Genomic DNA, 8,886 nt, shown 5'->3' with positions numbered 1-8,886 from the left:
AGCTTTCATATTCCTTACATTCTCGGCAACTGGGTGCTGTGCATAGCGAAAAACCCTCGGCCTCACAAAGCATGCGATAAAGATATTTTTTCCACCTCATGTGATTGGTATTTCCGGCCGCTAGCGTGGGAAAATGGATGGCAAGCAAGAGGCTAAGTTCGGACCTATCGGATAGACCAAGCTCCANCCACAGATGGTCGTGGCGCAAGGCGCGCCGTGCGATGATCTTGGCGAAATAAGCGCTTGTTGGGTCGCCCTGTCGAGCATGCGCGAGCAGCAGATCGCGCAGAAGTTCCTCTTCCACACCCGGCTCGGCTTCGCGCACGTTTTCCAAGCCGAACGCCTGCATAACAGTGGCGGGAACACAGTGTTCAAGGATGTCTTGCAGTTCGGCACGGGAGAGGCCGGTTGCCTCGGTCGCAGTTGCCACGTCGGCCGCAATCTCTTCCAACACGTGCAAGAGCACGCAGGAAAAGACATACTGATCGAAGCCCACATCCAAGTCTATAGGTTGCTTCAGATCCAGCGATTGCGATGATTGTGGCGAACCAGATCGATCAGTCGGGAGGGTCACTCTCCTATTCGACAAATTTCTGATCTGAGTGACACTTGACATGTTGCTTTCCCTCCTTCGCTACGTCGCCACGAGATGATCTGCGGCGCGGCAGCGGACTGCTCGAGGATAGTGTTTCAAAATTCATGCCAATCGCGCTTACAGAGGCTGCTTGATCAAGCTTTTGCTGTGTTTTCAAGGACTAGGCAAGCTCCTCGTTGCAGGCAGGATGGACACCGAAGCGTCTCGGGATCGACAAACCGACGACATTGGATGTCGAGTCTGCGCCAAAAATTGCAGGACTCGTTATTGAGACGCGGGTACAAACTCGCGGCATGGTGGCTTTGCAACACTGACCATCGCAAGGACAAGGTCAAACGTGGGCTCGAGCTCGCGCCGCGGAGGTCCCGGGGCCGCGTTGCATTGATTGTGCCAAAGCTGCGCCTGCCGTCCAACCGGAGAGGGCCTTACTAAAAATACAGCCAGCGCTTGCTCAAGCCGAAGGGAAAGAGGACCCAGTACGCGCCGTGCCAGATCCTCGATCGGGCAGGGCAACGCAGTGCCGTTACGGACACGATGTCGTATGGCACGGCGCTTGCACCCCGTTGGAAGCCGCCCAACAGCCGAGCAGAGCAGTTGACGCGACGCCGCTACGGGTCCGACTATTGTGAGTTTTTTTCGAGCCCTTTGGGTAGCGAAATCTCGAAGACACTCAATAGCCAGCTCGAAAGCAGATCCAGAGCCGGAAAGGAGCAATGCTGATGACGATGAACAAAAGGGTTCCGTTCGTTACTTTTCGCACACGTGTTCGCGATGAGACCGTGGAAGGGCCAAATCCGTACCGTTGGGAAAACAAGACTACGGAAGATTATTTTAGCGGTAAGCGCACGATTTTATTTTCGCTTCCCGGGCGCCTTCACGCCGACCTGTTCAACTTATCAATTGCCCGATTTTGATAAGCTCTACGAGGAATTTGGGAAGCACGGAATTGAGTCGGTCTACTGCATCGCTGTCAACGACGCATTCGTGATGAATGCGTGGGGCAAGGCATCGGGACTGCAGAAGGTCAAGCTAATTCCTGATGGTTCAGGCGAATTCACTCGCAAAATGGGCATGTTAGTCGCAAAGGACAATTTGGGCTTTGGCCTTCGCTCCTGGCGCTACGCTGCCGTGATCAACGATTGTTTTATAGAACAATGGTTCGTGGAGGAAGGCCTTTCGGACAATTGCGAAACCGATCCCTATGAGGTCTCGTCCCCACAGAACATTCTCGAAACGCTGATGTCTCTCGAGACCGAATCCGCCCCTGACCAAAGGAGCGAACGTCTGACGGCTCTGTGAGAGTAGATCCTAAATTTCGTTCCACGACAAGCTCGTGCTCTAATTCTTAAGGTGTGGTTCTGCGTTGGGTTGGTGCGCTGGATGCGTCCCTACCAAGCTTGGCGCACACACTCGTGTCGATGACTGAAAAAGCCTAGCGCTAACCAGGAATGACCCTTACGAGTTCATGCTATCCCAGCCGCACGTCTGCGTTGTTCGGTCTCGACGATGTTGGAAATGTGACAAAGCGGCCTGAGCTTAACGCTGCTTTAGCAGGGGTTTTCGTTTGGCACGCTAAGTGCATCGTCGAATTGAGAACAGATCTCGAAACCAGGAGAAACGATCCGATGATCACGCTCACCGAAATGGCAATCGCCGCAGTGAAGGGCGTCATATCCCAGGCTCCCGAGCCTGTGACCGGCTTGCGCATCACCGTCGAAATGGACGGCTGCGCCGGCATTAAATACAATGTGGGCTTGGAGAGCGATTCCCGAGAGGGCGATGCTGTTATTGAGACGGGTGGGGTCAAGGTGTTCGTGGACGCAGACTCTCAACCCCACATTGCCGGCTCGACCTTGGATTTCGTCACGGATCCGGTTTCCTTCGGTTTTATTTTCGATCATCCTGACCCGCTGGAGAAGCGCGCCTGCGGCAAGTCCTGTGGGTAATCATATCGCATGCGAATTGTGCAAGCGGGATCGACAGCCTACAGTTGCAAGGTTTGCGTCACATCGGTCGTTGAGTGGTATCCAATGGAACCTATTTATCTCGATAATAATGCATCAACACAAGTCGATGCCGAAGTTGTTCAGGCGATGCTGCCGTTCTTTTTAAAGCAGTTTGGCAACGCTTCATCGATGCATGACAGCGGCGCCGCTGCCGGTGCAGCGATTAAGACCGCGCGGCGGCAATTGCAAGCGCTGACCGGCGCAAAGTTTGACCATGAGATCGCGTTCACTTCGGGCGGGACCGAAAGCGTTAATACAGCGATTCTTTCGGGTCTTGAGATGGATCCCGGGCGCACGGAGATAGTGACTTCGGCGGTGGAGCATCCGGCCGCGCTGAGGCTATGCGCACACCTTGAGAAGACCCGCGGCGTCAAAGTGCACAGGATCCCGGTGGACCACCATGGCCGACTCGACCTTGATGCCTACAGGACCGCCCTCACCCATCGCGTCGCAATCGTTTCGATCATGTGGGCGAACAACGAGACAGGCACAATATTCCCCGTGGAAAGGCTCGCTGAGATGGCGAAGCAAGTTGGTGCACTTTTCCACGCCGATGCAGTGCAAGCGGTCGGCAAGCATACGGTGGACCTGAAATCGACGGCAATCGACATGGTAAGCGATTGCGCGGCGTTCCGGCCTCGCACCACCCCAGCTTCGGCCACCCTCGAAGGGTTTGGAATTGCACGCTCCTGTCGGCCCATAGATCGTTCGGAAAAACTTAGCGAGTTAAATTCAGCGTTTTCTAGTAGCATCCAGCAAGATTGGTAAAATTGATTGTTTGAATGACAATCATCCACCCTATGGATACATAACGATATGCGTTTCAAAGGCCTTGATCTAAATCTCCTCGTTGCGCTCGACGCTCTGATGACAGAACGCAAGCTCACGGCCGCGGCTCGCAGCATCAAGCTCAGTCAGCCGGCCATGAGCGCGGCTATCGCTCGGCTGCGCACCTATTTCCACGACGAGCTGTTTATAATGCAGGGCCGCCAACTTATCCCAACACCGCGTGCGGAGGCCCTTGCCCCCGCTATCCGCGATGCCCTGCTTCACATTCAGCTCTCCGTCATTGCCTGGGATCCGATCAATCCAGCCGAATCTGATCGCCGTTTCAGGATCATCCTTTCCGATTTCATGATGGTCGTGTTCATTGAGAAGGTCGTGCAGCGCGTGGCACGGGAAGCCCCCGGCGTCACCTTCGAGTTTCTGCCTCTCGATGACGATCCCGATGAGCTTCTCCGCTGCGGCGACGTCGATTTTCTAATCCTTCCGGATTTGTTCATGTCGAACGCACATCCCAAAGCGAAACTGTTCGACGAGACACTCGTGTGCGTCGGCTGCCCCACGAACAAGCAACTGCCACGGCAGCTTTCCTTGGAGAGATTCATGTCGATAGGACACGTTGCAGCAAGTTTCGGGCGTTCGCTGAAGCCCTCCGTCGTGCAATGGTTATTGCTCCAGCACGGCTTCAAGACACGCGTCGAGGTCGTCGTGCCCGGTTTTAACTTGATCCCGCCGTTGCTGTCAGGTACTGACCGTATAGCGACCTTGCCCTTGCGGCTGGTCAAGCATTTCGAACAAACGGTACCACTGCGGATCGTCGAACATCCGCTGCCACCTCTCTCATTCACCGAGGCTGTCCAGTGGCCCGCCGTTCATAACACGGATCCTGGTAACATCTGGATGCGGGAGATACTGTTACAGGAGGCTTCGCGCATGCAATCTCAGTCGGAAAAGCCTTCCTAACTTGTTTAATCCCAGACTTTGATGGGGCATCCTCGCGTTATGGGCCAGGTTATTCATGGGAGCCACGACGACAGAGGCGATCCGTCGAGCGATAGAGCATAGCCAAGAGCCTGAGGGCGCGGCGACGGTGCTTTCGGCAGAGGAGGAAGCCGTCATAGTTCCCTCGGCAGGTACACACTGCCGCCGCTGGGTGATTGCCTCTACGCATTGCAGCCAACGATCCCGCATCGCTGCCTGCAGCGCAACGACATCAACCTGGCCGAAATCCGATGGGCTATTTCCGTATCGACTTTGCGGAAATTCGCACAGAAGAGGGCAAGCTCCATATGTTCGTGGCCGTCGATCGGACTGAAGTTCGCCTTTGTCGAACTCCGCGAGAAAGCAACAACCGCCGTTTCTAGAGCCTGCTCCGGCTGATCGCGGTCTTCCCTACAGGATGCATGCTGGACGCATCCGCGGATGTGATCGTCATGGGTGTGCTTAGGCCGCCGCGGGCTGCGTCAGCGGATCTTCGCGGCACGTCGAGATGAATACGTGAGAAGCTGACAATTACCGATGTTTTTGGCTCGTTGACTGATAGTGGAGTTGTCCAAGCTCTACTCCCTGATCAATTATCCTCATATCATTTAGGAAATGGTGCGGCGGGCACGGCAGATTTCACGAAGCTACTGGTCGCGCATCTGGCGCACTAACTATCGCAGGACCACGCAAGGCAAGTGGCGAACGGATCAAGATTATCGCTCCGGGCGATCGCACTTATGCCGGAGGTGTACTGCCGCGCCGTGGGCTGGATTTGGCTTCGTGGTCAGAGCGACGAGCACGACAAAAAAGTGTTTAGATCAAGACCCAGAACTCGCCCCTATCCATCCATCGCGCGGATGTTTTTGTCCACCAATCAATTTTACCAATCCAGAAAGTCGCGGGGTGCTAAATTGTCTCGTGGCTGTCGGGCTTCTTACCCATACCTATCTGCAAGTGCGAGCTCTCAACAAAGACCAACGGGTCGTGAGCTTTTGTACTTCTAGCTGAATACCGCTGTCGTCTCACGTATCCTCAAGCCCAGCAATGTTCGCAATTTAAATTCACGAACTATCATCCTTCCCAGCCTGCGATTGAAAGGCGGATGGATCTGGATGTGCTCCAACCCTGCGTCATTGTATCAAGGGGTCGGTTGGCGGACACCGCTATGGCTCACGCCCCCCAGTTAGATGCGTAGCGTGTGGTGGTTAGCCATCGGTCATCACTCTGTAGCAGCATCCCATAAGCTCGCCGGTCCTCACCGCACATCTCTCCTACAGCGGTTAGAGTAATCACGGTCCAGTCGCTTCGACATTTGATGCGTGCGTTAGGCCTATCCGGCCGTCCGCGCTGCGGCGGTGATTTCGCGCCGCAGCCAACGATGCCCTGGATCGCGGTGGCAACGTTCGTGCCAGATAAGCGCCACCTCGTAGGGCTTTGGTTCCATAGGCGGATCGACAAGCGCGAGCGGCAGCATGGCGGCGATCTGCGCCGCAATGCGGTTAGGTACAATCAGCACCAAGTCGGTTGCTGCGATCACTACCGCCGCCGTCAATACGTTGGAAACCACGATTGGATCACAATTTGGCACGCCCGACTCGCCCAACACGTCATAGATCTGATGGAAGCGGTCGTTCGACTCCGAGGCAACGGCAACGTGCCGCAAGGCCGCGAACGTCCCGATCGTCCATTCCTGTTCCAGGACCGGGTGATCGTGGCGCATCAGGCAGGTAAAGCGGTCGGCGTAGAGCTTGCGCCGCAAGTAGCCAGGCGGAGCGGCGCCGATCTGCCCTATGGCCAGATCGATCTCGCCTTGCTCGAGTCGCCGCAGTGCGCCGGCCAAGACAGGGTCGGTGACCATGTCGAGATGAGGGGCACGCTCGCGCAGCCGCGGCAGAAGACGCGGCAGCAGAACTAACGCTTGGTGGTCGGGCATGGCCATCGTTACCTTCCATCGCCATTCCATTGAGGCGACGCTGCAGTTCACCGTCTGGCGAATCGCATCCAACACCGAAGGCAGCATTTTGGCCAAGCGTTCAGCCATCAGCGTCGGTACCAGACCGCCCGAGCCGCGAACCAGAAGATCGTCATTGAACATACCGCGCAGCCTTGACAACGCTCGGCTCATCGCAGGTTGGCTCCGTCCAACGTGTTGGGCCGCGTGGGTGATGTTGCGGTACCGCAGCAGGGCCTCGAGATCTACCAGTAGGTTTAGGTCGACGGACGCCAAGTTCGGCATCTGCGGTCGCTGTGCGGCGTCACTGCCTTCGACGATCAGACGCGTATGCGGCCGCTTCCAAGCGGGCTGATCCATGGGTCTCTCTCCTCGGGAGCTAGTGTTCTCGCGCCACGTCCTTAAGATCGAGGTCGTTGCAACTTGGATGAGCGCACCGGAAGCCTTCCCGGCAGCGCCATTAGGTTGGAGGGTTTGGGAATGTTCTTTTAGTCAGGGCACCTGGCCTGTCACACCGAGACATAGGGGCATGTCGCTGCTTGACCGTGCGCAGCCGTGCATGTCCGCGAGACCCAAGTTGGGGCCTATATGCACTGATGGGGTCATTGCAATCCTTCAAAACGGCAAACGCGCTCCCGAGGAAGCGCCAGGCGGCTTTGGCGTTCGGTGAACCAACAAAAATCATATAGCCTCTTTGACGATAAGGCAGCCCCTCCTCCCTCGACCTTGGGTCTCATCAACCCGCCAGGGTTGAGAGCAAAAGCCGCGAGCTGAAGCGTGCGGGAGCATCCTGCGGTCGATATCGAGACCGTGCTCGCACAGAATGCGTAGGCGATTGCACTGGCTGACGCCGTATTTGCAGGAATGGCTCAGAAGCCACAAAAAATCTCCCTGCCAAGACCGCCCCGCTTCCAATTGCTTGTGAGGTCTCTCTTGATGCATCTGAGGCCGGCATTGCCATTCATATTTTTTTGCAACAGTTGAAGTGTGTTTGGCTTTCCATTTCTGCCTCCGATTATGCACGACGTTCTTCTAAAGGCATTCGCCAGGTCTGAAAAATTGACTTTTCGCATGATTGCTATCCATGCTGTGGATGGATGCGCGTTTGCAAGGCGCACTCAATCTGAGTTTGTGCGCTTCAGTCACCTGCAGGAAAGCAGCGCGCCATTAGCAAATGGTGCAACGACAGCCGCGAAACGCAATTAGAACCGGAAAGGGCTTAGCCTGCGGCACCCCTCGCGGTGCTAACGGATTGCCCGCGGCGCGCACTTCACATGGAGTTCTCGACCATGCCCGTAGCGCATGATGGCATATGGACTTTGCATGGAGAGGGCTGCCGGGTGGACACTAGTATCGCCATCCCTTGATTCTGATTACCGGAGAGATGCCAGCAATGTACCCAAGAATTCCAGCACAGACCCTCCACCGCATCGCTGGCGGCATGATCCTTCTCACGATTCGGTGCCTCATGAAGGCGACCCATAGGCGGGCAGTTGCCAAGAAGAACCCCGTACGGTGGGAGGACTAGCATTCGAGTTTGGAGCCTAAAGTTCGGAATCGCTCGTGAAACCGCACCAGATGCGCTTCCCCATCATCTCGGCGAAGAAGCTTTTCGTCAAGTTGAGCCACAACGAGGAGATCAAAAAATATGCATTTTGAAGCGCGGGTGCTTGGCGAGCCAAGCACTCTACCATCCTTGTCTCGTAGGTGGGATGGTTGTGGACGATCAAGTCCTCCTCTAGCGTCATGCTGTGATCGATCCTCCCCAGGAAGCAGCGGAACTCCGGAACCCAATGCCTGGGCTAGCACGTCCGGTCACCTCGCTGGCCTTGGTGTCGAGCGCGGTGATTGGATCGGGCGTGCCGTGGTGTTTGCAGTTGCGGGGCATCATCGCCGCAGCCCTTTTAACGTCTATTCTGCAGTATTGGCTAAACTCTGGGTAGCGCTTGTCCGCGCAATGGATACATCCGGACATGCGTTTTAAGGGTCTTGATCTAAATCTTCTCGTTGCACTCGACGCTTTGATGACCAAACGAAGCGTCACCGCTGCTGCGCGCAGCATCAACCTCAGTCAACCCGCCATGAGCGCAGCCATCGCCCGGCTACGCACCTATTTCCGCGACGAGCTGTTTGTAATGCAGGGGCGCGAATTTATTGCAACACCGCGTGCGGAGGCCCTCGCCTGCGCGGTCCGCGATACCCTGCTGAACATCCAGTTCTCCATCGTTTCCTCGGAACCGTTCAACCCAGCGAAATCGGAGCGGCGTTTCAGGGTCATTCTTTCAGACTTCATGACACACGTGTTCTTTGAGAAGATCGTGGCGCGCGTGGCTCGGGAGGCCCCCGGCGTCAGCTTCGAATTGGTGCCTCTCGATGACGATCCAGGTGAGCTTCTTNACTCCGGTCATGTCGATTTTTTAATTCTTCCGGAATTGTTCATGTCGAGCGCGCATCCCAAAGCAAAACTGTTCGATGAGACACTCGTGTGCGTTGGCTGCCTCACGAATAAGCAGCTGCCACGGCAGCTTTGCTTGGAGAGATACATGTCTATGGGGCATGTTCAAGCT

At 55.9% G+C, this 8,886-nt stretch carries 5 protein-coding genes and 4 pseudogenes; 6 read left to right on the top strand and 3 right to left on the bottom strand.

Translation table 11 applies throughout. The annotated features are described in order from the left end of the window. The coding region (locus A3C3_RS0136620) for a nitrogen fixation protein NifQ (protein WP_033419997.1) at positions 1–616 on the bottom strand (616 nt) is incomplete at its 3' end. A 698-nt stretch (positions 617–1,314) separates the two neighbouring features. Between A3C3_RS0136620 and A3C3_RS42365 the strand changes: the two are divergent. The 3 genes and pseudogenes from A3C3_RS42365 to A3C3_RS47780 all read left to right on the top strand — a co-directional run. After that, positions 1,315–1,894, top strand: a pseudogene (locus tag A3C3_RS42365) (redoxin family protein). A 326-nt stretch (positions 1,895–2,220) separates the two neighbouring features. Then, a complete protein-coding gene (locus tag A3C3_RS0136610) occupies positions 2,221–2,541 on the top strand; it encodes an iron-sulfur cluster assembly accessory protein (RefSeq protein ID WP_022719428.1) in 321 nt (106 codons plus the stop codon). Positions 2,542–2,625: 84 nt separating this feature from the next. Beyond that, positions 2,626–3,219, top strand: a pseudogene (locus tag A3C3_RS47780) (aminotransferase class V-fold PLP-dependent enzyme); the annotation flags it as partial. On the opposite strand, the pseudogene A3C3_RS47775 reads toward A3C3_RS47780, so the two are convergent. Next, positions 3,214–3,327, bottom strand: a pseudogene (locus A3C3_RS47775) (acyltransferase); the annotation flags it as partial. The pseudogenes A3C3_RS47780 and A3C3_RS47775 overlap by 6 nt on opposite strands. A 90-nt stretch (positions 3,328–3,417) precedes the next feature. Between A3C3_RS47775 and nodD1 the strand changes: the two are divergent. Then, positions 3,418–4,347 (top strand): transcriptional regulator NodD1, encoded by a 930-nt coding sequence (nodD1, locus tag A3C3_RS0136600; protein WP_022719426.1) that lies wholly within the window; start codon positions 3,418–3,420, stop codon positions 4,345–4,347. A 39-nt stretch (positions 4,348–4,386) separates the two neighbouring features. Next, positions 4,387–4,746 (top strand): annotated as a pseudogene (locus A3C3_RS47770) (transposase family protein); the annotation flags it as partial. Positions 4,747–5,698: 952 nt separating this feature from the next. Here the strand turns inward: A3C3_RS47770 and A3C3_RS0136590 are convergent. Then, the gene (locus A3C3_RS0136590) at positions 5,699–6,679 is read right to left on the bottom strand and encodes a LysR family transcriptional regulator (protein WP_022719424.1); all 981 of its coding nucleotides are present in this window, start codon (positions 6,677–6,679) and stop codon (positions 5,699–5,701) included. A gap of 1,613 nt (positions 6,680–8,292) precedes the next feature. Between A3C3_RS0136590 and A3C3_RS0136575 the strand changes: the two genes are divergently transcribed. Next, positions 8,293–8,886 (top strand): LysR family transcriptional regulator (locus A3C3_RS0136575; RefSeq protein WP_022719421.1); only part of this gene is annotated, 594 nt, incomplete at its 3' end.

Source organism: Rhizobium mongolense USDA 1844 (genome assembly GCF_000419765.1).
In the GTDB taxonomy this organism is placed as follows: domain Bacteria; phylum Pseudomonadota; class Alphaproteobacteria; order Rhizobiales; family Rhizobiaceae; genus Rhizobium; species Rhizobium mongolense.
The sequence above is the reverse complement of the archived record's forward strand: the minus strand, read 5'-3'. Positions and strand labels throughout refer to the sequence as shown.

Bases quoted from the DNA above. Each gene is read 5' to 3' on its own strand.
- A3C3_RS0136610 (WP_022719428.1), top strand. From the start codon at position 2,221: ATGATCACGCTCACCGAAATGGCAATCGCCGCAGTGAAGGGCGTCATA.
- A3C3_RS0136590 (WP_022719424.1), bottom strand. From the start codon at position 6,679: ATGGATCAGCCCGCTTGGAAGCGGCCGCATACGCGTCTGATCGTCGAA.
- nodD1 (WP_022719426.1), top strand. From the start codon at position 3,418: ATGCGTTTCAAAGGCCTTGATCTAAATCTCCTCGTTGCGCTCGACGCT.